General features: G+C 67.3%; 20 protein-coding genes and 1 riboswitch. Of the genes, 6 read left to right on the top strand and 14 right to left on the bottom strand.

Annotated features, from left to right (window positions below; all coding sequences use genetic code 11):
- Positions 1 to 26 precede the first annotated feature (26 nt).
- Positions 27 to 1058, bottom strand: a complete 1032-nt coding sequence (gene corA, locus MJ785_RS12695; protein ID WP_239311224.1) for a magnesium/cobalt transporter CorA — start codon at positions 1056 to 1058, stop codon at positions 27 to 29.
- Positions 1059 to 1440: 382 nt separating this feature from the next.
- Positions 1441 to 1608, bottom strand: a riboswitch (M-box (ykoK) riboswitch).
- 591 nt (positions 1609 to 2199) lie between these two features.
- On the opposite strand from corA, the gene MJ785_RS12690 reads away from it, so the two are divergent.
- Positions 2200 to 2874: an O-methyltransferase gene (locus tag MJ785_RS12690; RefSeq protein WP_239345424.1), complete on the top strand. Its 675-nt coding sequence runs from the start codon at positions 2200 to 2202 to the stop codon at positions 2872 to 2874.
- A gap of 71 nt (positions 2875 to 2945) precedes the next feature.
- Here the strand turns inward: MJ785_RS12690 and MJ785_RS12685 are convergent, their stop codons facing one another.
- Positions 2946 to 3638: a DivIVA domain-containing protein gene (locus MJ785_RS12685; RefSeq protein WP_239381014.1), complete on the bottom strand. Its 693-nt coding sequence runs from the start codon at positions 3636 to 3638 to the stop codon at positions 2946 to 2948.
- A gap of 37 nt (positions 3639 to 3675) precedes the next feature.
- Positions 3676 to 4581 carry a toll/interleukin-1 receptor domain-containing protein gene (locus MJ785_RS12680; RefSeq protein WP_239381013.1) on the bottom strand — a complete coding sequence of 302 codons (906 nt, stop codon included), beginning with the start codon at positions 4579 to 4581 and terminating at the stop codon, positions 3676 to 3678.
- Between the two features lie 208 nt (positions 4582 to 4789).
- On the opposite strand from MJ785_RS12680, the gene MJ785_RS12675 reads away from it, so the two are divergent.
- Positions 4790 to 5392, top strand: coding sequence for an NTP transferase domain-containing protein (locus MJ785_RS12675; RefSeq protein WP_239311221.1), 603 nt, complete (start codon positions 4790 to 4792; stop codon positions 5390 to 5392).
- Here the strand turns inward: MJ785_RS12675 and MJ785_RS12670 are convergent.
- The 3 genes from MJ785_RS12670 to MJ785_RS12660 form a co-directional block, all read right to left on the bottom strand.
- Positions 5372 to 5788, bottom strand: a complete 417-nt coding sequence (locus tag MJ785_RS12670; protein WP_239381001.1) for a nuclear transport factor 2 family protein — start codon at positions 5786 to 5788, stop codon at positions 5372 to 5374. The two genes, MJ785_RS12675 and MJ785_RS12670, sit on opposite strands and share 21 nt — an antisense overlap.
- 257 nt (positions 5789 to 6045) lie before the next feature.
- Entirely contained in the window at positions 6046 to 7635 is a 1590-nt protein-coding gene (locus MJ785_RS12665; RefSeq protein WP_239380999.1) for a nickel/cobalt transporter, read from the bottom strand.
- A complete protein-coding gene (locus MJ785_RS12660; protein WP_239345413.1) occupies positions 7635 to 8960 on the bottom strand; it encodes a lipopolysaccharide assembly protein LapB in 1326 nt (441 codons plus the stop codon). The genes MJ785_RS12665 and MJ785_RS12660 overlap by 1 nt, the downstream gene beginning before the upstream one ends.
- 191 nt (positions 8961 to 9151) lie before the next feature.
- Here MJ785_RS12660 and MJ785_RS12655 point away from each other — a divergent pair, with 191 nt between their 5' ends.
- Together MJ785_RS12655 and MJ785_RS12650 are read left to right on the top strand one after the other, a co-directional pair.
- Entirely contained in the window at positions 9152 to 10615 is a 1464-nt protein-coding gene (locus tag MJ785_RS12655; protein WP_239311217.1) for a DUF4331 domain-containing protein, read from the top strand.
- A gap of 41 nt (positions 10616 to 10656) precedes the next feature.
- Positions 10657 to 11091: a hypothetical protein gene (locus MJ785_RS12650; RefSeq protein WP_239311216.1), complete on the top strand. Its 435-nt coding sequence runs from the start codon at positions 10657 to 10659 to the stop codon at positions 11089 to 11091.
- 189 nt (positions 11092 to 11280) lie between these two features.
- On the opposite strand, the gene MJ785_RS12645 is transcribed toward MJ785_RS12650, so the two are convergent.
- The 6 genes from MJ785_RS12645 to MJ785_RS12620 form a co-directional block, all read right to left on the bottom strand.
- Positions 11281 to 13542, bottom strand: coding sequence for a PQQ-binding-like beta-propeller repeat protein (locus tag MJ785_RS12645; RefSeq protein ID WP_239380989.1), 2262 nt, complete (start codon positions 13540 to 13542; stop codon positions 11281 to 11283).
- A gap of 153 nt (positions 13543 to 13695) precedes the next feature.
- The gene (locus MJ785_RS12640; RefSeq protein WP_239380987.1) at positions 13696 to 15744 is read right to left on the bottom strand and encodes an SGNH hydrolase domain-containing protein; all 2049 of its coding nucleotides are present in this window, start codon (positions 15742 to 15744) and stop codon (positions 13696 to 13698) included.
- Between the two features lie 29 nt (positions 15745 to 15773).
- Positions 15774 to 16937 carry a hypothetical protein gene (locus tag MJ785_RS12635; protein WP_239313118.1) on the bottom strand — a complete coding sequence of 388 codons (1164 nt, stop codon included), beginning with the start codon at positions 16935 to 16937 and terminating at the stop codon, positions 15774 to 15776.
- On the bottom strand, positions 16934 to 18421 hold the full coding sequence (locus MJ785_RS12630) for a glycosyltransferase family 2 protein (protein WP_239313116.1): 1488 nt from the start codon (positions 18419 to 18421) through the stop codon (positions 16934 to 16936). Before MJ785_RS12630 ends, MJ785_RS12635 begins: the two co-directional genes overlap by 4 nt.
- 123 nt (positions 18422 to 18544) lie before the next feature.
- A complete protein-coding gene (locus MJ785_RS12625) occupies positions 18545 to 19618 on the bottom strand; it encodes a cellulase family glycosylhydrolase (protein ID WP_239313114.1) in 1074 nt (357 codons plus the stop codon).
- A 71-nt stretch (positions 19619 to 19689) separates the two neighbouring features.
- Positions 19690 to 19968: a hypothetical protein gene (locus MJ785_RS12620; protein WP_239380985.1), complete on the bottom strand. Its 279-nt coding sequence runs from the start codon at positions 19966 to 19968 to the stop codon at positions 19690 to 19692.
- 351 nt (positions 19969 to 20319) lie between these two features.
- Between MJ785_RS12620 and MJ785_RS12615 the strand changes: the two genes are divergently transcribed.
- Positions 20320 to 20766, top strand: coding sequence for a YidH family protein (locus tag MJ785_RS12615; protein ID WP_239313120.1), 447 nt, complete (start codon positions 20320 to 20322; stop codon positions 20764 to 20766).
- On the top strand, positions 20763 to 21143 hold the full coding sequence (locus tag MJ785_RS12610) for a DUF202 domain-containing protein (RefSeq protein WP_239380983.1): 381 nt from the start codon (positions 20763 to 20765) through the stop codon (positions 21141 to 21143). The genes MJ785_RS12615 and MJ785_RS12610 overlap by 4 nt, the downstream gene beginning before the upstream one ends.
- A gap of 64 nt (positions 21144 to 21207) precedes the next feature.
- Here the strand turns inward: MJ785_RS12610 and MJ785_RS12605 are convergent, their stop codons facing one another.
- A complete protein-coding gene (locus MJ785_RS12605) occupies positions 21208 to 21978 on the bottom strand; it encodes an HdeD family acid-resistance protein (protein ID WP_239313110.1) in 771 nt (256 codons plus the stop codon).
- A 592-nt stretch (positions 21979 to 22570) separates the two neighbouring features.
- Positions 22571 to 22870 (bottom strand): hypothetical protein, encoded by a 300-nt coding sequence (locus MJ785_RS12600; RefSeq protein ID WP_239329820.1) that lies wholly within the window; start codon positions 22868 to 22870, stop codon positions 22571 to 22573.
- Positions 22871 to 23157: the final 287 nt, after the last annotated feature.

Below are 23157 nucleotides of genomic sequence, written 5' to 3'. Positions count from 1 at the left end.
AGCCAGGATCGGCTGTGCCGGTGTGGTCACAGCCATCGCCGGTTCCGGAAGACCATGAAGAGCGTGACGCAGACGGCGAGCATGAGCGCCATCGCGAACGGATAGCCGTACGCCCAGCGCAGTTCCGGCATGCCGTCGAAGTTCATCCCGTACACAGTGCCGACCAGTGTCGGAGCGAACAGGATCGCCGCCCATGCGGAGATCTTTTTGACTTCCTCGTTCTGTTCCAGGCTCGCCTCTGTCAAAATTTTCATTTCCTCGTTCTGCCGCTGCCCGACCAGGGCCGCGTTCACCGTGAGGATGTTCTGCAACAGCTGGCGGAAGCCCTCGATCCGCTCCACCACCTGGACAACATGATCGGAAACGTCGCGCAGGTACTGTTGCAGCTCGGCGTCCACGCCGTACTTGACGAACCCGGCCGCCAACGCCTCCAGCATCCCGAGCAACGGCTTGGTAGCCCGCTGGAACTCGATGACCTCCCGAGACAGCTCGTAGATGCGCCGGCTCACCTCGGGCTCCCCCCGGAACACCTCGGTCTCGATCTCGTCGATGTCGTTCTCCAGCCCCGCCACCACCGGCGCGTAGTCGTCCACGACCCGGTCGAGAATCGCGTACAGCACCGCCTCCGGTCCTCTGGCGAGCAGCCCTGGATCGGACTCCATCCGCTGCCGAACCCTCGGTAGATCCGGGGCATCACCATGACGCACAGTAATTACAAAATCGTCTCCGATGAAGACATGCAGCTCAGAGAACTCGACCTCCTCCCGCATGTCGTTGTAACGCGCCGCCCGCAGCACCACGAAGAGGGTTTTCCCGTACCGCTCCAGCTTCGGTCGCTGGTGCGCCTGCACGGCATCCTCGACCGCGAGCTCATGCAGGTCGAACTCGCTCGCGATCGAGGCGATCTCCCGCTGGTCCGGGCGGACCAGGCCGATCCATGCGAGGTCCTGCTTGTGTTCGTCATAGCGCTCACGCAGCAGTTGGTAGGTCTCACCGAGCGAGTTCGGTTGCGCGAAACGCCGGCCCTCGGTGTAGAACGCGTTCTCCATCACGGTCATCACGCCAGCTCCTCGAGGGGCTTGAGGGCCGCGCCCGTAGGCAGCATGGTGCCGGAGCACTCGTTGATCCAGCGCGCCTACCGAAGCAACCCATGAGTCGGGCCCAGGCTCCAGTCCACCCGCGTTGCCCAGTCCACCCGCGTTGCCTAGTCCGCTGCGTTCGCGTCCGGCGGTGAAATCCTCGTATCGGAAGGGGCCGGGCTCAGGCGGCGGGGGTCGCCGAGCCAGCCCAGGACAGACGCGGACTATGGCCGGGACTCATCCCGCCACCTCCTCTCACGACCGGGCGCCCGTAGGCACAGTTCAGTTCACACGCACAGGCAGTGATCGCACAGGCAGTGATCGCACGAACCGAGCCCGTTCAGAACGGGACCACGTGCGGAACACCCCTCCTCGTCAGAGCTTTGGCACTGCACGGCGTAATCCCAACCAGGAAGCCACCTGGGCCCACCCCTTAGCTCGGGGAGAGCTGTCCTGACCCGGGGCGTCTCTCGACGTTCGGGGTCAGTGGCCTGTGTCCGTGCAGACGCCTCACCGAACGAGGTGCCGCACCGCAAGCCTGCCGCCCAACGCGGGGAGCTGTCAAACCGCCATCCGGTGACGTACGTTCCCGGCATACCGTTGACAACGCTTTTCATACCAAAAGTAACGATCTTGCTACTTAGAGCGCCCGAGAATAAGACTGGCCGGCTCGTGGCTTCCCGCATCCCGCCCGGCCGCGTTGTCGTCAGTCGGTGCCCAACACCAGGGCGCCTTCCTCCGCCGCCTTGCCGGATCGGGCGCGGATGAGCCGCTCACTGCTCGAACGCCCTATTGCCGGAGCCGCTAAGAATGCTCGGCAATAGAGCATGAATCAAGAAACAGGCTTGGGGCGGCTGGATCGCGAGACGGCGCGGGGGTCACCGAAGGTGGCGGGTGGCGACCGACGAGCCAGGGTACCCATGCGTCGCGCGGCGATGGATAGGGATGATGGATAGGGGGCGATGACACAAGGCGCGTGCCCCAGCCCCGCGACAACCCCGCGATGCCGTTTCCCCTGTTGCCGGTTGCTCCACGTTTCTCGACCATCAAACGGCCAGGTTCGCACGCGGGTCGATCAGCGGCCCGAGATGGAGCCAGAACAGGCTAGTAGCATACCTGTATGTCTAATTTTGATCGTGCAACTGACTCACCGATCCTCGCACACGGTATCCAGCCCTACATCGTAGCCCACAGCTCACCGCCGGATGAGCTTCTCACCGAACTCGCCGAGGAGACACGGCGGCGGTTCAGCGAGGTCTCCCACATGCGGATCGGAGCCGAACTCGGCACGCTGCTGACTATTCTGACGGCCAGTACGGGCACACGCAGAGCGATCGAAATCGGCACGTTCACCGGATACTCGTCGATATGTATCGCCCGTGGCCTGCCCCCGGACGGGCAGTTGCTCTGTTGCGACGCGAGCGAGGAATGGACCTCGCTCGCGCGTGCGTACTGGACACGCTCCGGCCTCGACGACCGGATCGAACTGCGGCTCGGCCCGGCCGCGGCCACCATCGCCGCGCTGCCCGCCGAGCCCACCTACGGCATCGCCTTTGTCGATGCGGACAAAACCTCCTACCAGGCCTACTTCGACCTGCTGGTTCCCCGGATGCGCACGGGTGGGCTGATCGTCGCCGACAACGTGCTGCAAGGCGGCAACGTCCTGGATGAGACGAACCAGCAGGCGAACGTCCAGGCGATCCGGGCATTCAACCAGGCGGTGACCACCGATGATCGTGTTCAGGCCGTGCTGCTGGCGGTCTCGGACGGCCTGACGATCGCCCGGAAGCTCTGACCGCCCGCAAACGCCGCTTATCGAGAATGCAGGATAAGCGGGGCGATCAATCACCGCTACCGCGCCGGCACTCAGTCCGAGCCAAACATCAGATGTTCATGGATGCGGGCGAGCTCGCGCTCAAGAAAGTCGAGAAAATCGTCGACTTCGTATTCCCGATACCCACCGGAAAGCCAGGTGGTATCGAATTTTACGGCACTGATGTCGGCTGGCGTGAGACGCGAACGAAACGAATCAGAATCCCGCTTCCGGCTACCCGGGGAGGATTTCGCCAGAGCGTGCAGGTCAGCTAGTTCCTGGGCTACTCGGTCGAGGAACTCATCCACCTGATCAGCCTTGTAACCAACGCACAGCCGCGTCCGGGTGAATGACTTACCCGCCACCTCCGGACCGGTTATACCAGGATGATAGGAAACACCGCGGTCGCCCGGCCGGTCAGCGTCCGAAACCACGGACACGAACTTCTGGAGGTTTGCGAACTCCCGCGCGACGACGCCGAGGAAGTCATCCACCTCCTGTTCGCGGTAGCCACTGAGAAATTTCGCCGGATTGAAGGTCGTCGCGCTGATCTCCGCGGGCGTTACGAGCAGGACGAGTTCACGTGGATCCGGCCGGTACCCGCTCTCGACAGATCGGACAAGGGCGTGCAGGCGGTGCAGCTCCGCGGCGGCCCGATCGAGGAAGGCGTCAACACCGACCATCGTGTAACCGTCGTGCAGCCGGGTCGCGCTGAACGCCTTCGTGCTGAGGTCCTGAGACGTCACGATCGGACGGTAGCGAACGGAACGGCCGGTACCGCGTTCACCGCCCGACAGCCGGAGCGGTGGCTGTGACGGCCGCTGTGGCTGTCTGTGGCTGTGACGACAGCCGCCGCGGTACCAACGGGGTCACCGCCACGCCGGTGGCCCTCGCATCAGCGGGCGGCGTCGGAGCCGACGCGGCCGCTCCCCGCGGCAGCCGTGGCTGGATCGGCAACGGCATGGTCTGCCCCGGCTGAAGCTGTCGCGGCACCTGCACGACATCGCCGTGCCGCGCGAGCCCGCTGTTGTTCCGCACGGCCTCTTCGTGCCGCGCGATGTCATTATGCCGCACGATTTCCTCATACGAAATATCATCATCGTGCTGTGCGGCACCCGCGTACCGCGCGATACCGTCCGGCCAAAGAATCGCCGGGCGGACGAGGGCGTCCAATGGCGCGCTGATACGGCCGGCGAGGTCCGCCGCCCAGCGCCCGACCGACACCGCCACCGGTGGCTCGCCGTCCGGCAGCGGCCAGTGCATGGACACCCGATGAGCTACCGCCCGCGCCAACAGGTCGGTCGTACCACCCGCGATCAGGTCGAGGTCCTTCGACCACCGGACCGCGACGACGAGGTCGGGACGGGCCAGCTGCCGTTCGAGCTGAAGGAAACGTTCCAGCTCATGCCGGCACTGGGCGTTCCGGAAAAAAGCGGGAGTCATGACCGCGATGAGGATGGCCGCGGCGCTCGCGGGGTCCGCGGTGCCGGCGATCCGCTCGTTCCACAACTCATCCCAGCGATCATCCCGACGATCGTGGAGAACCCGGAACGCGGCGTGGCCCGTTCGGGTTCGAATATCCTCCTCGAGTGCCGCCGCGAGTTCCCCGAGGGACGCACCGTGACGCGCATGGTCCGCATCGGCATAGCTGAGGAAGGCGACCGGCGCCGAACCAGGCTGGCCGGGCACAGGAACCTCCCGCGTGACGTCGCGCGGAAACGCACTAATCAGGGACCTTTTCACCGTTCCTGACCATATAGTGAGCGGACGAATTCGGCGATGTGATCCAGAAAATGACACCCTAAGGTTATTGAAATATAATCATCTGCATCATCAATAAAATTTCATCAAATGAATAACAGTCGCGATAGCGTACGCTGCCATGCATGGCGGCAACATGACAGGCCGCGTGGGTGGCCTCGTGCTCGCCGCCGGAGCCGGCCGCCGCTTCGGCAGCCCCAAGGCCCTGGCCATGCTGGACGGTGAGGCGCTGGTCGAGCGGTCAGTCCGGCTGGTCGCACGGGGCGGCTGTACACCGATATTCGTGGTGCTCGGAGCACACGCGGCCGAGGTGGCCAGGGCGGCGAATCTGCCCACGGCACAGGTCCTTCCAACTCCGGACTGGGCCGAGGGCATGGGCGCGTCACTGCGGCGTGGGCTCGGCGCGGTTGCGGGCACCAGCCTCGACGCGGTGGTCATCACGCTCGTCGACCAGCCCCTGATCGGCGCGGAGGCCGTGCGCCGGCTGATCACCGCCCACGCGGCCGGCGCGGCCGCGGCGGTCGCCACCTATAACGGGCAGCCACGCAATCCCGTTCTGTTACGACGCGAAACCTGGACCGAGGTATGCGCTCATGCCCGTGGCGACATGGGCGCACGTGCCTGGCTGCGCGCCAACCCCGACCGGGTGGTCATGGTGGCGTGCGACGATACCGGCTGCCCCGACGACATCGATACGCCCGCGGACCTCGCCCGCCTGTCAGCCGCCCGCGGCCGGTGACCCGGGCTCGGCCGACGGCCGGCGGTGCAGGTGGAAGACCCGGTGCTGGATGCGCCACCCGGCCGGGGTGCGGACGACCGTGTCGGTGTACCGCCCGGACCCGGCCCGCCGATCGTGCAGGATGCCAATGACCCGACTGTGCAGTACCGGCTCACCGCCGTCCTCGGTCACGTAGATGTTGGTGATGTGATGGGCGAGCGGATGCTCCGAGCCGGCCATGAAGCGCCGGATGGCGTCCAGGCCCTCCAGTTGCCCATCGCCGACGTCGCGCAGGTCGAACACCGCGTCCGCGGTGAAGACGTGCGCGAGCCCTGGCCAGTCCCGGGCGTCGATGAGGTCTCCGTAGCGCGCCGCGATCTCGTGCAGCGCCAGTCTGTCCGCGGTGTCGATGCCCACTGCCCGTCCTCGCCCCAACTGCCGGTCATGGCACCCGGAGGCTACTCCCGCCCGGTACCGCCCGCTGCGCGCTGCACGCGGCGTACTGGACGTCGATCGCCGGCCGCGCCCGTCTCCCGGCCAACTGGCACGGCGGCCAGGCAGCGATCACACGCGGTGGGTCGGCCCCGGCCGGCGGCACGCCACCCGTTGCGAACCGGCCGCCGGAGCGGCCGGAGCGGTCGGCAGGCCCACGGCGGCGGCCCCCGGACGGCTGCTCAGACGCCGAACTGAGCCCCCGCACGCAGCACAATGATCGCTCCAGCCACGACGATGACACCCGCGGTGGCCACCGGTGCCCATCTGGTGGCCACCGCGGTGAACCGGGGAGCGGCGCTGCTGGCTCGCCGCAGCAGAGGCCGATGCGCCCGGTCCAGCAGAACGCCGATACCGACCAGCGCGACGGCCATACCTACGCCGTAGGCGAACACCAGCACCACACCGAACCAGGCACGGCCGAGCGCGACAGCGCCCAGCAACACGACGACCGCGCTCGGAGTCGGCACGAGACCACCGGCGAAGCCCATCGCGAGCAGACCGCGCAGTTTCGGCGTTCCCACTGGCGAGGGGTGGGAATGCCAGCGGCCACCGTGCGTATGGTCATGGTCATGGCGATGACCGCCAGCATGGTCATGATCATGAATGTCACCATGGGCATGGTCGTGATCATGGTCGTGACCATCACCATGGGCATGGCCATCGGCTCCGGCCGGATGGGCATGCCCACCATCATGATCATGATGCTTATGGCTGATCCGGCGAAACGCGAGCCGGCTGCGCAGGAGTGTGACGCCGAGGCTCACCATCAACATGCCGCTGGCGACGCCGAGCCACGGGTACAACCGTTCCGGCGCAAGGTCCGTCGACACAGTCAGCGCCATGCCGAGCAGCAGCACGCCGAACGTGTGGGTCACGGTCACCGCCAGCGCCATCAGGGCAAGTTCCCGCCGGGATGCCCGGTTGCCGGCGATCCGGGCCGCCATCACCGTTTTGCCGTGCCCCGGAGCGAACGCGTGCGCGGTCCCGAGCCCGACCGCCAGCGCGACCGCCAGCAGGCCCATGCCCAACGACAGCGCCCGGCGCCCGGCCAGCTCGGTGAAACGCGCGGTGAGCCCGCTCCTGCCAGGGCCGCTGCCACCTGGGGACACCGCGGTATTCTCCCGGCCGTCAAGGGGGTCGACAGCCGCCGGACCGCCCGGCCGCACCCGCAACGTGGCGCTGGTGACGTCGGATGGGCTGGACAGTGGGTCCGCCGGGTACGACGCGAGCAGCCCGCTCGGCGACCGCGCGGGAACGTCGCTGGCCACGAGTGTGGTCCGATCGCCCAGCGCCACCGTCTCGCGCCAGCCCACCCGGTCTGTATAAGCCCGCAGCGTGTACCGGACGGACGCGGGTGTGTCGCCGGTCTCGGCCGTGTACCGGCACACCAGCCGCAACAGCGACAGACCGCCCGCCCCCGGCGGGAAACGCAGGGTGGCCGCGGTTGGCTCGAGCGGGCGGACCCGGCCGTCCGCGGTCAGCTCGGCCTGGCCCGCGATGCGCTTACACTCCTGCTCCCGCCAGGTCTCGGCACCAGCGGCATCGATCGCCGGGCGGCTCTGGGCGGTCGGGATCTCGGCCATATCCACAATGACGTCGACACGTACCTGGTCCAGCTGCACCCGCAGCACGCTGCTGGTGTTCACGGTGAAGTTGCCCAGCGGATGAGCGGACGCCGCTCCCGCCGGCAGGACGGCGAACGCCAACGCGATCATCGCGACGGCCGGCCATCGCCAGCGGGTGGGCAGGCCCGGCCGCCTCGTCGCCATCACCGGTCACCAGCAAGGGCGGCCAGCAGCGTTCGGGCGCGGGGCGCATGCAGCGGTGAGAAATACGGGTCCGTGGCGAGCGCGGCCCGCAGGTCGGTCATGGCCGCGTCCCGCTGCCCGAGCGCTGCTTCGATCACGCCGAGGTGATAGCGCAGCAGAGCGCGCCGCGTACCGAGCGCAACCGCGGCACGGGCGTGCGCAAGGGCCTCGGAGTCCCGTCCGAGCTGGTGCAGCGCCCAGGCGTCGGCGTCCTGGACGAAAATCCCGGCCCGGGTGTTGAGCTGGGCCGCGGTGACCGCGTACGCGGCGGCCGGGTCACCATGGTCGGCCTCGAACAGCGCCAGGTCGACGCCGACGTCCACCCGCTGCTCGCGGAACAGCTCAGCGGTGGTCCGGACCAGTGCGTACTGGGTCCGTGCCTCCTCAGTCCGGCCCACCGACTCCAGCAGCTCCCCATATTCGACGACCAGTGCCGGCGCCGGCATCCGGGTCACCACGCGCTGGTAGTCAGCCAGCGCGCTCTCGGTCTGGCCGCGGGCCGCGGCCACTCGGGCCCGCCCGGCGAGCAACGTCGTCGAGGATGGATCTTTTTCCAGGCCCCGGCGGTAGGCAGCGTCGGCGCCGTCGAGATCACCGCTGTCCCGCGCGAGCTCACCGAGGTGGAAGAGGGCGAACGCGGCATCCGTCGGGGAGGTCGCGTCGGTGAGCACGCGCAGCATGGCATCCCGGGCATCCGCGGTGTCGCCCCGCAGCTCGAACGCGTAGGACACCCGGGCCAGCGAGGCGACATCCGGCCGCAGGTCGACCGTGTGCTGGACGGCCTCCCACGCCTGCGGGTAGCGGCCCAGCTCGATGAGGGCGTCCGCGCGTATCCCGCTGGCGGTCGCGCCGAACGGATTGATCGTTGTTGCCGCGTCCGCGAGCCGCAACGCCTCGACAAAATCATGGCGAGCCGCGGCCAACGCCGCCTGCCCGGCGAGCGCGGCGTCGTTGTCGACCGGGTGGACGGCCAGCGACCGGGCAAGCGCGCTCTCGGCACGCGGGTAGTAGGTCGGGTCGCCGGTGGCTCTGGCCCGCTCAACGTATGCGGTGCCCAGCGCCGCCCAGGCCGGCCAGTCACCGGGAACGAGGCTCAGGTGGCGCTGAAGATCGCCGATCGCCCGGGTCGGCACGTCCTGAGCCCCGGCCGCGCTGGCCTGGGGCGCGGGCGGACGCGCGGCGGTGCCCCCGAGCACGCCAGTGGGGATCAACGCCGCTCCCGCCAGCAGAGCGGCCGCGGCCGCCGTCACCACCACGATCGCCGTGACGGCTCGTCGTTTCCTCATCTGGTTCCTCTCCCAGTGCCGGCCTGCACAAGGCTGTTCGCGGCGGGCACACGTCCGGATGGGAGAAAACCTGTCGGCTTTCTGACACACGACCAGTCGCCGACACCCATCCGAACGGCCGCGGCGCACGAACAAGGAGATGTCGCGGGCCGGCAGTCAGGCTGGCCCCTGCATCATCCGAGGGGAAAATCATGATTGAGACAGATCCCGCCGACGGGGCACCTCGCCTCCGCGGTGGGTCGCGGGGCCGACCCGCACGGCGCGGCCTCACGGGGATCGCGGGCATCGCGGCGGTGGCGCTCGGTGTCGGTAGCGCGGTCGTGGCACTGACACCGGCGGCATCGATGGCGTCCAGCCACCGCGAGGCACCACTGGTCAGCACCGACCCAACCATCGACAACACCGACACCTACGCGTTCGTCAGCCCGGACGACAAGAATTCGGTGACGCTGATCGCTAACTGGATACCGTTCGAGGAGCCCGCTGGCGGGCCGAACTTCTACCCGTTCGCCAACGACGCCCAGTACGACATCAACATCGACAACGACGGGGACGCCAAGCCGGACATCACCTACCGGTGGACGTTCACCAACTCCTACAAGAACCCGAACACCTTCCTGTACAACACCGGTGTCGTCACCTCCCTGGACGATCCCGACCTGAACTTCACCCAGAGCTACCGACTCGAAATGATTAAAAAGGGCAGCTCCACAGTGCTCGCCGACAAGGTGCCGGTGGCACCATCCAACGTCGGTAAGGCATCCATGCCGAACTACGCCGCCCTGCGCGACCAGGCGACCCAAACTCTGCCCGGCGGGATCAAGACGTTCGCCGGCCAGGCCGACGACCCGTTCTTCCTGGACCTGCGCGTGTTCGACCTGCTCTACGGCGGCAACCTGTCCGAGATCGGCAAGGACACCCTCGCCGGCTACAACGTCAACTCGGTCGCGCTCAAGGTGCCGGCCGCACAGCTGGCACTCAAGGGCGACGCGGGCCGCAATCCGGTGATCGGAGTGTGGAGCACCACGCAGCGGCGCAGCACCACGATGGTCTCCCCGACGAACAGCTCCGGCCGCGCGATGAGCTTCGGGCAGTGGTCGCAGGTGTCACGGCTCGGCTCGCCGCTGGTGAACGAGCTGGTCGTCCCGGTCGGACAGAAGGACAGGTTCAACGCTTCGACGCCGTCGCGGGACGCCCAGTTCCTGAATTACGTCACCGACCCCGAACTGGCCCGGCTCATCCAGGGCATCTACAAGATCCCAGCGCCGAAAACCCCGCGTAACGACCTGGTCGCGGTGTTCCTCAGCGGTATCAGCAAGGGCAACCTCGGCGTCGACCTCACCTCGCCGACGCTGAACAACGACGCCAGCGCTAAGGACATCGCCCCGTCCGAGCAGCTCCGGCTCAACATGTCCATTCCGCCGGTGGCAAACCCGAACCGGCTCGGCGTGGTCGGCGGCGACGTGGCCGGCTTCCCGAACGGCCGGCGGCTGGCCGACGACGTGGTCGACATCGAGATCCAGGCCGTTGAAGGCGTCCTGCTGCCGAACGCGCCGGCCGCCGTCAAGGGGCTGGGGGACGCCGTGAACGCCAACAACACACCCTTCCTGGGCGCTTTCCCCTACCTGGCGCTGCCGAACTCCGGCTCACGCTGACACCGACGCTCGGAAATGACCAAAGCGGGAGAAGGGCCGCAATGATGATGCCTGCACCACCATCGATCCGGATGGCAGTAACGGCGGCGGGCCTGTTGGCCGTGACCGGGCTTGCGGCCGGCTGCGGTGGCGACGCGACCGCAGCCGCCAAACCGCTGCCGGCGATCGAGACGTTCCAGGCCGGCACCTGCCGGGATGCGGCAGCCGGGCTGGTCGACACCCTCCGCATCGCGCGTAAGGGCAACGACAAGCCGGACGGCATCAAACTGGTCGCGACCGACCTGATCGCCCCACAGGAGAAGCTCTACGACCAGATCCCGACCGCGGGCGAGTTCGCCCCTGATCTCGAACGGATCACGACCGCGATCGGATTCCTCCGGCTGCGCGTCGACACCAGCACCTACGAGCCGAAGTTACTGACCGAGGTGACGACGACGACCGAAGCGCTGGTCAACCGCTGTACTTCCAGCCGCTGATCTTCCTCGTCCTCACGTGTCTTCGCTGTCTTCGCTGGCGGGCACCGCCGGGGGTCGGGGTTCACGATGGACCGGCGATCTCCGGCGGCGCCGGGCAGGGTGACCACAGCCAGCCGCCCTGCCCTCGGGCGCTTCCGGCGCCTGTTCTGAATCTTCCGTCCGGCCGAACCCAGGATTCGAAACACGCTCTTACGGCCCAGCACCGGTCACCGCGTTCAACGCATAGACGCGGGTGTCCAGGCTGCCGACGTAGACCAGGCCATTCGCGACCGCTGGCGATGAGTCGTCGACCGGCCCCTGAGTCACGTACCGCCACCGCAGTTTCCCTGTGACGGTCTCCACCGCGTAGACGCAGCGGTCGCGGCTACCCACGTAGACCAGACCGTTCGCCACGGCCGGTGACGAACGGATGCCATTGTCGGTGGGAAACCGCCAACGGTCCCGACCTGTGCTGGCGTCCAGCGCGTAAAGATGGCCGTCATCGCTTCCCACGTACACCACCCGGTCGGCCAGAAGCGGCGTGGAGACCACCCCGTTATCCGCCGTGAACTGCCAGTTCAATGTTCCGGTCGCGGTGCTCAGGGCGTAGACGTTGTGGTCGTCAGCGCCTATCCACAGTGTTTCGTCCGACACCGCGGGCGAGGAGTCAACGGTGCTGCCGGTGGTGAAGCTCCAGCGTCGGCGTCCGCTGGCGGCGTCCAGCGCATAGATGTTCTTGTCCCGACAGCCGACGTAAACCCCACCGCTGTATACGGTGGGGGAAGAATTGAACCAGTCACCGCCGGTGAAACGCCAGCGCTCAGTGCCCGTGGCCGCCTCGACCGCATAGAGGTTGTGGTCCCGGCAGCCGATGTAGACCACACCATCAGCCACCGTCGGCGACGAATGCATCACGGCACCCGCCTGGAACCTCCACACCACCTGGCCGGTCTCAGCGTTCACCGCGTGCAGGTGGAAGTCGTTGCACCCGACGTACACCACCCCGGCGGCGACCACCGGGGACGACGTTACCGAGCCACCCGTCTGGTAGCGCCACCGTAGCCGTCCGGTCACGGCATCGATGGCGTACAGGTGGGAGTCGTTGCTGCCGATGTAGACAACTCCGTCGACAACCGCTGGGGAGGAGTACACCTCAGCCCCGCAGGTGAAGGCCCATGGCCGGGATGCGCCACCGCCGTCCGTGCCGCCGAGCAACCGAGCCGATCCCCAGACCGCCGCGCCGATCGCACCGGTGACCGCCGCGGCGCCCGTCGCCCGCAGCAAGGTCCGCCGGTGCACCCGCGCGGATTCGGCCCGGCCGGTCGAACCCGCGGGACCCGCGGGAATAGCGGGAATAGCGGGACCTGAGGAACCCGCGGGAACGGCTCCGCCGCCGTGGGCCGGGGGGAGAAACTCCCCCAGTGGGAGGGGCGGGGTCGGCGCGATCAGCGGCGACAGCGGCGGAGACGGGGTAGAGGTCACCTCGTGGGAGTCGCGGGCTGGCCTGGACTGGAGCGCCGGACCGGACATCGCGTCAGGTGAGCCGGTGCTGCGGCGCCGCCGCTCGTAGGCATCCAGCAGCTGGTACCCGACCCGTGGTAACCAGTATTTGGCGTCGAATCCGCCCGACGTCCGCAGCCAGGTCCCAGCGATCTCCTCCAGCAGCTGGTTCGGGGTGGGCCGCAGCGCCGGATCACGCTGGGTGCAACGGCGGATCAGCTCGACGAGCTCCGCTGGCACCCCGGTGAGGTCCGGAGGATCACAGAGCAGTTGGGCCAGCACGTTCACAGGCGTCTCGCCCCGGTAGGGCAGGCGACCCGTCGCCGCGTACAACAGGGTGGCGCCCAGTGAGTACACGTCGGTGGCCGGTGTCACCGACGAGGTGTCCAGCGCCTGTTCCGGGGACATGTACTGGGGTGTTCCGATCACGGTGTGGGTAAGCTGCGCGCTACTGTCCGCCGTCCTGACCAGCCCAAAGTCGATGACCTTGGGATTCTCCTTGGTCACCAGCACATTCGACGGTTTCAGGTCCCGATGGATGAGCCCCACGCGGTGGATGGCATCCAGCGCCTCGGCGATCCCGGCCGCGAGCCAGGACACCGCGCGGACCGGCAACGGACCGAGCCGGCGCACCAGCAGCTGCAGAGATGGCGCGGGCACGTATGCCGTGGCCAGCCACGGCATCACCGCGTCGGCATCGGCGTCCACCACGGCTGCTGTGAACACACCGCTGACCTGCCTGGCCGCCGTGGCTTCACGTGCGAACCGCAGCCGGAATCCCGGCGCATCCACCACGTCGGCCCGTACCGTCTTGACGGCGACAAGCAGACCCGACCGGGACTGGCCGAGATACACCCGGCCCATCCCGCCGGAGCCCAGCCGGCCCATGATCCGATACGGACCGATCGACCGTGGGTCCTCGGGCAGCAGCGGTTCGTAGAGGTCCCCGGAAAAATCCTTCGCTTCGCTCACGCCGGCATCCATCGGTCCCTGCCGTCCAGACAGAACATTACGGGCTAGTCACAAGTCCCGACAAAGATTCGATGCACGCGCCCCAACCCCGTTTCTTGATCCATTATCCTATTGCCGGACGCCCTTAAACACAGGTTCGCGCGGTCAGTGCCATCATCGTCCCGCTACCGGACGATCATTGACCGGGCCGGGACGGCTGACCGGACCGCCGACGCTCACGGTGTCCGTGATCCCCGTCCCCGTTCCCGTGCCCGGCGTTGGAGCCGGGCCCGGACCCAGCGCCTTGCCGACCGCCGCCGCCAGCCATGGCGCGAGGCTGTGCATTCCCGCGGGGGTGAGGTGGACGGCATCGAAATAGAGCGGCTTGCCGGTGGATGTGCGAGTCCAGCAGTGCTCGGCCTGGCACAGCGCGGCGTCCACATCCAACAACAGCACCTGCGGATACCGGGCGGCGGCTTCGGTGATCAAGGCATTGAAACAGCGGCTCGACCGCGGATCAGCCTCGCCCGTGACATCGCGGGTGTCGGCCAGCAGGACCGGCCGGCCCGGGGCCGCCTGCGCCCATACCTGGGCTGCCTGGTCGAGCTGTTTGCGGTACAGCTGCCGGTACTCCGCGTCGCAGGGAGAAATCACCGAGCCGCGATACAGGCGCGCGTCCGCGTCCGTGCTGAGATCTACCATCAGCACATCCGGACGGCTTTGGGTGATGCGCGTCCGCCACTGCGCCGGCCAGTTCACGCATGCCGCCGAGCGGGCGGGCACCGGCGGCGGCAGCTGCGCGGCGGCAGTGACACGGGCAAGCGGGACCGACGGCGGCGCCACCGGATACAGCCCGCACCCGGGCAGCGAGCCGTCCACCACCGAGTAGCGGCCATCGCCGTGCCGGCCAAGCGCAAGGGCCAGGTCGCTGGCGAACGAACCGCCCAGCGCCAACAACACCGGCTCTTTCCCGGGGTCCGGCCGTCTGTCGACCGCGGCGGACAGCCAGCTTCCACCGGCCGCGACAGCCGCGTACGCCAGCAGCAGCGCTGGGGCGGCCCATCGCACCCGCCAACGACGGGTCCGCAACCGTCCGACCAGCCCATCCTGTAGCAGCAGGCCGACGAACCACACGAACCCACCCCCGACAACGAGCAACGCCTCCGGCCGCGCATCCGTGAAGGCCTGCCTCAGCAGCCAGAACGCAGGAAGATGCAGCAACAGGAGCGGATAGGCCATCCGGCCCAGTTCCACCGGTCCCCCACGGCTGAGCAGCCACTCGATCGGGCCGTGACGGAACGCTGTGATCTGGCGATCGACGCTCGCCAACAGGAGTGCGGCGCCGCCGGCGCTGGTCGCCGGCCCCGCCCCGCGCAGCCAGGCAGCGGGGTGAGCGGTAGCGATCATCCCGCTGATGACCAGCACGGTCAATCCGGCCAGCCCGGCGATCGTGACCCACCAGACGCCGGCAGCCCGCTGGGCGTCGCCCGCGGCGACCGATTCAGCCGGCGGCCTCGCCGCCGCTACCAACCCGGCCGCGGCGGCGCCCAGCAGCCATTCGGCTGCCCGGACATGGCTGCCCAAAGCCAGTTCCGCGAGATCCGCTCCGGAAGCGGCCCGCACCGGACCAACCAGACAGGCCGCGGCGGCCAGCAACAGACAGAGCATCACGGTCAGCCACGCCGCGCGTCCCGTGTCGTCGGTCCTGTCATCAGTCCTGGTGAACCGCCTACCCATCCACCGGGTGAACCACCATAGACAGCCCAACAGCAACGGCCATAGCAGCGCGAGCTGTTCGATCAGCCCCAGCAGCCACAGAACGCCCAACGGATCGATCTGGCCGGGGCGGTCCGCGTACCAGTCACCGCGCGAGGCGATGATTCCGTCCCGCACCACGAAAAGATCAAACCAGTTCCCGAGGTGTGCCAGTCCAGCGACCGCCGCCATCGCGAGCCGCCGGGCCTGCTCCGGCGGGCTGAGCAACGCGGCCAGCCCGAGCGTGACGGCCAAGGCGAACAGGGCGAGCGGGACACGGTGCTTGAAGTGATCGCGATACCAGTCAGCCAGCGGAATCCGGCCGTCCGGCCGAGAGTATGCGGCTGTCAGGAGAGCCCGGGTCGCCAGGTAACCGGAGCAGGCCAGGACCAGATCGGCGCCGAGTAATTCCGCCCGGAAGCCCCCGGAGCTCTGTAGCATCACCGCAAGCACGGCCAGCCCGGACACGCCCGTCACCGCGCGGGACGGGAAAGTGCTCAGTGCCCCTCCCCCCAGGCCGAGAAACAGTCCCGGATCGCCTGCTCGGCCGGGCGGCCGATGAACGACTCATGGCGATCCCGGGACGAGTCGACCGCTGCCGGATCAATATGGAAATCCACCCGCCACCAGTAGAGACCGGCCAAGGCCCGCGCCCGCGCCACCCGGCAGGCCGCGATGAACCAGCGCTGCTGGAGTTCCGGAACCGCCGGCGTACCGTCGATCTGCGGATTGGCCGGATGCCGGTAGATGCCGGCCTGCGCGGCGGCCCCCACCTCATACAGCATCACCTGCGGCATGGGGCCCGGCGCCCGTTGACCCAGCCAGCTGTCCCAGGCGGTGGTCAGCTCGGCCACCGAAGCGGTGTCACCCAACGGAAGCTCCGGGTAGGCGTCCACACCAACGCGATCCACCGGCATCCGGGCACGGGTGTGCGTGAAGACGTCCCAGTTGAATGCGTAGCCGATCTCGCCGGTGAACACCGTCCGGGTATAGGCGGCCAACTTCTCCCAGCGCGGGTCACCCTCCAGTGAGTTGAGTTCGGTGCCGAGTACAACCGCGTTGATGTGGTGTTGTTCAGCAAGAGCCAGGTAAGGCGCGAGAAAACCGCGGTAGGAGGCGAACCAGGCATCCCTGCTGACCGGGTTGAGCGTACCCCGCCAATCCCGCGGGTTGGCCGCGACCAGCGACTTCTCATCGAGGGTCGGGCGCAGGGTGACCCGTAGCCCCGCCCGCGCCGCCTCGTCCAGAAGAATACCGAGCCGTTCCGGTGCCGGCGTGCCCCGGGCGCCGTGCACCGTGCTGGAGCGGACCGTGTCCGTGAAGAAGGGAAAGGACACGCTTATCGCGTTGGCATCCAGGTCGACGACGTAGTCGGTGACCCGCTGCGCCTTGAGGGCGATCATCTGCGCGGATTCATCGGGATTATCGTCCCAATAAACCTGCACGCCGAGCTCAGGCCGGCCTGGCCGCCAGGGAAAGGAGATCCGAGGCCCCGGGGCGGCGGCTGGAACGCCCGTGTTCCCGGCCGTGCGCTCCTGGCCGGCCGGCCGGAACGAGGGCGTACGATCGGCCGGTGCGGATGCGCAGCCAGGCACCGCGGCGAGCCCGACCAATATGACAAGCAGCGCTCCCGCCGAGCGCGCCTTACCAGCGACGGTCACATCGGCTTCGCGATCACAGTGAAGGTTGATTCGCCGTTGCGCAGAAAACGCACCAGCCCCCGGAATACCGCCACCGCCTCCAGCAGGGAGAACACCGGTATGAGGAACAGCAGGCAGGGAAGCTCCCACCGCAGCCGCCGGAGCCGCTCGGAGGCCAGCGCGTTGATCTTCATTCCTTCCCAGTACAACCAGACGCTGTAAGCCATGTTCAGTGCCCATATCGGCAGGACCACAGCGCTGGCCGGCGAGGTGTCGGTGTCACCGAGAAGAGCACCGACCAATATGATCAAACCAAGATGCTGAATAGGCCCGGAGGCCCATATCACCACATTGTGCAGTAAGAGTAACCGGCGGCGCAGCGGGATGGTGCGCTTGGCCGAAAGCATGAACAAGCCCCAGGCCCAACGTTCGCGCTGGCGAATGAAGTCGGCGACAGTCGCCGGTGAGGCACCGTAGGAACGGCCGGGAAACCAGTCGCTGCGCCGGGGATACCGATCGCAGAAACGCAACGCGAATTCAGCGTCCTCGACAATGGACTGCGGGCCGAAGTCCCAGCCGATCTCGGCCTCGACCGAGGCTCGCACCAGCAGCAGTTCCCCGTGGAGCCCGGCGCGCGGCATACCACGGCCGGTGGTGGCCGCGAACATACTGATGTCGCAACCGGGGCGAACGGCGTCAGCCAGCCACAGCAGCGGGTTCACCGCGTGTTCCCGCGGGTAGCTGAGAACGCCTTGGGCGAGATGCCGCGCGTTCTCCCCGGCCAGCCACTGTGCGTTGATGAAGCGGGCCACCGCCTCGGCGGTGTCGGGGCCGACGCCGGTGTCGTCATCCATGTGCAGCACCCACACGTCGCTACGGGCCTCACCCTCGGCGCCGCGGAGCTCGTTGACGTAGTGATTTGCTCGGGCTTTGAAACGGGTCCCGTTGGGCGTGCGGTAATCACGCGGCACGGTGACAATACGGATCCACCGGCTTCCCGCGGCCATCGTGACGATCTGTTCGCGGGCCTCGCAGCCCTCCTCGATGACCACGTCCACGCGCAGGTTCGGGAAGTAGGCCGGCAGATAGCGGCAGAACGAGCTGACCACCCGGGCCAGCGCTGGATAGGTGTCATGCCGGCCGATGGTGGGGACGACCACCACCAGCAGATCGTGCACCAGGGCCGCGGTGGGCGGCAGTCCGCGGTCCCGCCGGATCCGGGCCATCGCCAGCAGGCCGCCTGACAGGCCCAGGATGGTGCCTGTGACGGGCAACGTCCAGACCACAGTGGCGACGCCACCGAGGAAACCGAAAGCGGGGTCGCGTTCCCACGTCCACCAGCCGAAGACAGAAAAGATCAAAAAGACGAACAGGAACACACCGAAACCAGGCCGCCATGTCCCTTGCCGCTCCCGTGGCCGGACCAGCGGAGCCGTTTCGGGCTCGGCGGGGTGCGTCCATAACGGGGATTCCCGGTACATGGCCAGCTGATCAATTGTCGTCACCTGGCTCCCCCGGACGTGAGACCAATCACGGTCTTTGGAGAATACGCCCCTTAGGCCGGACACGCCGGATTGGCCTCCACACCAGCCGTGAACAGCCGTCGCGGTAGTCGTCCTGGCACCCCGTTACCGGGGATGACCCCCAGCCGAACCATGTCCAAAATGCCCAACCGACGGACACATTCGTCCGGCGTGGCCCGCAAGAAGTGTTGCGGTAGTTGACGGATAGACCACCCGAAGACCATCATAGTCAGAATATTGTGTATCGTCCGCATTACGGCCGGTAAGGAGCCAGAAGTGGTCTCCGTCGCCGTCGAACCGCTCAACCGCGTCCGTCCAGGCCCGATAGATCGCGTCACGGGCGGTCTCGTCGGCTCTCCATCCGAACTCCTCGAGCACCGCCGGCTTCTTCGCCGTACGAGCGTCACGGATATGGTCATAAATCCACCGGATGCCCCATTCGGGGGGCATATCTCCCCACTGCTGGGGATAAAGGTGAAACGTGCCGTAGTCGACCGCGGGCAACGCGATGAGCCGCTGCCAGACCACACCATCGTGATCGGAATATGGGTAGCACGGCTCATGGGCACGGCCATAGAAGCCCTCATCACCGACCGCGACCAGCTGGTGGGGAGCCAGCTCCTTGACGTAACGGCTCATCTCATCCGCCCAGGCGAGCAATGTGTCACCGGATGTGTCGGACGGGCAGCGGGGCTCGTTGGCCAGCTCCCATGTCATGATCGTCGGATCGGAACAGTACCGCATCCCGGTGTACCGGTTCCGCCGGCCGATCACATGTCGTACCCAGCTCCGATAGCAGTTCTTGATGTCACGGCGCCGGAAGAAGTCGTCATGCTCGGCGGAGAACCAGGTGGCGTACTGCGGGATCCCGCCAAAGTCAGGCCAGTTGTTCGTCAGCACGATCACCAGGCGAAGCCCAAGCTGACCAGCCCTGAAGACGGCGTGGTCCAAGGGCTCGAAACCATCCTCGTCATAGCTGAAGGGCGCCGGCTGTAGCACGGTGCCGTCGGCGGGAGCGCCATCGAGGAAACCCCAGCAGCGCACCACCCGCAGCCCGATCAAGCTGGCGTCCGTGAGCACGCTGTCAGCCATGTGATGGTTCTTGTAATGGAGATAGTAGTTGTTGGTGCCGGCAAACCGGAACCGCCGGCCACCGATGGCGAAACCACCGCGGCTCACGGTGACGAAGGCACGGGGGGCGTATCCGCCGGGCGGAGGTCCTGATCGCGAAAACGGTCCGTCATGACCCGTCACCATCCGCCATCGCCCTTTGTAGCTTCCTGAGGTTGTGCCAGGAGGGTGATCCCAGCTGGCCCCGGCGCGGTGCCGGTGCCGGTGCCGGGGGCGGTGCCGGTGCCGGGGGCGGTGCCGTGAGCGCAGGTCCATGCGCACCTGATCCGGGTGGGGATACGCCCGCCGGTCTCGAAGGCGTCGCCGGGCTCAAAGCCGACCTCGAAGGCATCGAGGCGCCGCCATTCGTCGCCACCGATGCGGTCAGGTCCGATGATTCCGACGGTACGGCCGGCCACGGCGGTTCCCGCCGCACGGATGAGAGGCCAGAGATGCCCGGCAGGGTCAGGGTGGCCATACGGCAACCGTGGCCGGTGGCGGGCTGGTGCCGCTGGCCACGGTCCATAAAGGATGCGGACGGCCTCGGGAAACCGCAGACTTCCATGGAGGGACAGCGGCATCGGATCCGCTGGCACCAGCCTCAGCCGGGCGGCGTCGGCCATGCTCTTCGGAGCTGGACGGACATTGGCTGACGACATCGATGACCTCTCCGACGGCACCGGAACGGGGACGAAAACCATGGTGGACGATCGTCAGGGTGGCCGCCCGCGGACCCCCGACGGGTGTGCCGCGGAGTCACCTTCGTGAGAATGACTGGGCGCACCTCCGCGCAGGCACGCTCCGACGGTCACCAGCCGTGGCGGTTGCGCTGGCGCCGGCAGTGGCCGAACGCCGCTGACATCCGCCGGATCGGCTCCGAGCCGGACTACCGTTTCACCCTGGCCAACGAGCGGACGTTTCTCGCCTGGATCCGCACCGCGCTGGCGCTGCTGGCGGGCGGTATCGCGGTCGTGCAGGTCGTGCCGGACTTCGGCTTCCCGGGCAGCCGCCGCGTCCTCGGCATCACGCTCGTCGTCACAAGCATTGTGCTCTCCGCGACCAGCTACCGGCACTGGGCGGAGGTGGAGCGCGCCCTGCGGCTCGGGCAGCCGCTGCCTCCGTCCCCGTTTCCCCGCCTGCTCGGTATCGTGATCACAGTAGTAAGCCTGATCGTTCTGGCGTCCCTCTTGTACAACTCAGGAGGTGACGCCCGGTGACCAGGCCCAGACTCGGGCACCCCAGCGAGATCCCCGACCCGGGGCTGCAGAGCGAGCGCACCTACCTCGCTTGGCAGCGCACCGGCCTGTCCTTCGCCGCCGTCGGCGTGTTCCTCGTGCACGAGAGCGGTCACGTGGGCCATCCGAAGCATCTGGAACAGCTGAGCCACCTGGCTGTCGTACTACCCGGGATTCTCGGGCTGGCCACCGGAGCATTGATCATGCTGTATGGGCTCCTGCGCTACCGGCAGGCGGCCACCGCGGCGCTGACGGGCGCCGACGGCATGTCGGCACCCACAGCCGTTGCCGCGCTGGCCGCCGTCGCGACCCTGGTCGCCGTCGGGGGGTTCCTCATCCTGCTGGCAGGTGCTTTTTAGCGGCCTTTCGGGCACCAGCGTGCCGTCAAGGTGTTCAGGTGTTCCGAGGTGCCAGTGCCATCCATCAGGTGAAACGCCGCTGGCCATGCCCCTCACCTGCCGTCGCCTCGGTACGCGCGTGGGTGCGGGTGGCTTCGGTGACCGCGGGGACGCCGAAGCCGGTAGAGAGAAACATGTCCACAGTAGCAAGATCACGTCGGGCGCCCCGCATCCGGGCCGCCATGCAGATCTTCGTCAATCCGGTAGCCAGAGCCGCAAGAGCAACCCAGAGAACCAGCAGGGTAAGGGAGCTCTTCGGGTAGCCGACAGCCCAGAAAGCGACCCCGATCTCGAACATGCCGACAATCAGCGGCATCCACCACTGCGCGGCCCCACGAAGGTCCGCGACTTCCGCCCCAGGACTGTCCGCGGCGCGAAGATCGGAATGTCGAAAATCGGCACCGCGGAGCTCGGCACGGCGCGCGACGAAAGCGTTCACGACATCGAAGATTCCCTTGCCCAGCAGATACCAGGCCACGATTCGAGCCACTACCGCGAAGGTCGGATCAGGCCAAACCAGCGCGACCACACCACCAGCGGCAAAAAGCACCGCGAGCAGGGCGTGCGACCAACGCCAGCCCCGTGCCGTCGCGGTCGTGGCGAGCAGCTCGCTCGCCGCACTGACAAACAGGACGACACCGAGCAATACCGCGATGGACCGTTCGGTTGTCAGCTCGAACTGAAGTATCGCCAGGGCGAACAAAGACCAGGCAATCCCCACAGCCAGAACAAACCACCATGAAACGGCTCCCGCGCGTTCGCCGTCCCGGTGAGCCGGTGCTGTTGCGGCGCTCACGACATCTCTCCCATCGTCCGGTCTGGCCGATACCGGTGGGCGACGAACGGCACTGCGGCCTTGCTCGCCGTTCGTCGCCCCCGCTGTCGTCCGCCGCGGGGTCACTTCCGTCCTTATATAACCCATTTACACCCAGGTACGCGCGGCGGACGACGGGTCGACTGGCCCGGAACTCATCACCCTTTCGTGGCCCACGCGCCGTGATGCCCTTGTCCGGGCATCTCATGCCTGTCGCGACAAAAAATCATGAAGAGTCCGTGCCCACAACCAGCCTGTGCCCACAACCGCCGCCGGACGGAGGGCAGCCCGCCAGACCTGCCGGCCGACAGCGCAATCTCCGTCGACCGCGGCGGGAAGGCCGTCGTCTTGCCAGCCGCGGAAGCCGCCGGCAAGACGACGGCGCGTATGTGGCCATATACAGCTGGATATGACCACATGAGGCCGGATGTACCGTGGGGCAGGCGCCCGTCACCCTTGCGCAGGCTTCCCGATAGCCCGCATAACCGCCGCCGGCAACCTTCCACAGCACGTCCCGGGCTCAACGAAACTCCGCTCCGCAACCAGCCTGAGTCTTTACGCCGGCACGCCAACGTCAAGCATTGCCTGCGACCTCGCGCTCATACCGGTCCCACACCCGGTCCGGAATTGCTATGGCCACGTAGTAGGGCAGCCGCCAGTGTCGCAGCAGGGGCAGCCACCCCTGGTATTCTTCCTCCCGAATGGCAGCCACCTCGTCCGCAATCTTCTGGCGGTATGCCGCACACGCCTCGTGGCAGGCGTAGCTCGCTTCCTCGCGAGCTTGCCGCATCGTAGTGACCTTGGCGGCGGCGATCCGCTCAGGTGTGCGAGTCCACCACTTGCGGTCGGGGTTGAGCAGGCTCCCATTACTCATTGCCCTTCTCCTCCGGCGGTGCCGTCTCCGGAGCTCATGTTGTCCAGCTCGACCTCATCGAGGAGTCCTCCCGTTTCTGGATATGACTTGGACTACACTGTGACGATGCGCGGTACGCACCCACCCGATGCCGCGATTCCGCTAACTGTTTACGCAACACGATCTTGGATGACGGCCCGCTCCAGCTTCTATTTTTCAGTCATTCCGGGCACTCTCGGCGACAGCTTCACGACACTCTGAATTTCATTCATAAATCTTAGTCAAATGATTTTGATCATCAAATTTCC

This window comes from Protofrankia sp. CiT1 (assembly GCF_917627335.1).
Lineage (GTDB): Bacteria > Actinomycetota > Actinomycetes > Frankiales > Frankiaceae > Protofrankia.
This window is presented reverse-complemented; position numbering and strand designations above follow the sequence as displayed.